General features: G+C 53.0%; 1 protein-coding gene. It reads left to right on the top strand.

The annotated features are described in order from the left end of the window. Window positions 1-655 (top strand): AMP-binding enzyme (locus ICL55_RS34910; RefSeq protein ID WP_188106700.1); only part of this gene is annotated, 655 nt, incomplete at both ends.

The raw sequence follows: 655 nt of genomic DNA, 5'->3' as shown, positions 1-655 counted from the left end.
CGGCATCAGCAATATCGGCACCCCTATCCCTACGTTATCGGTTTACCTGCTTGACAAAAGCGGCCATCCGGTGCCGATGGGTTGCATCGGCGAACTATATGTAGGCGGGGCCGGCGTTTCCCGTGGGTATTTGGGCCGGGAAGCGCTGACAGACGAGAAATTTATTCCGGATACGATAAGGGGAAAAGGAAAACTGTATAAATCGGGCGACCATGCGCGCATGCTGGCCACGGGAGAGATTGAATACATCGGCAGAATGGACGGGCAGGTGAAAATAAGAGGTTTCCGGATTGAATTAGGGGAGATAGAAAGCCGTTTGCTACAGCAGGGACAGATAAAAAATGCGGTGGTGACGGCAGGGGATAACAACGGGAACAAATATCTGGCGGCATACTATGTATCGGAGGAAGAACCGGGTGTTACCGCGTTGCGGCAGTATCTGTCGCAACAGTTGCCGGATTATATGGTGCCGTCCTACTTTATCCGGGTAGAGCATATTCCGCTCACCACCAACGGGAAAGTAGACCGCCGCGCCTTACCAGCTCCTGTATTACAAATACAGGACGGCTTTGTGTCTCCCCGTACGGCAGCGGAGATACTGCTGGCCGGTATCTGGTCGAAAGTGCTGTCTGTACCCAACATAGGGATCGATGAT

Origin of the sequence: Chitinophaga varians (assembly GCF_014529945.1) — a bacterium.
GTDB classification, from domain to species: domain Bacteria; phylum Bacteroidota; class Bacteroidia; order Chitinophagales; family Chitinophagaceae; genus Chitinophaga; species Chitinophaga varians.
This window is presented reverse-complemented; position numbering and strand designations above follow the sequence as displayed.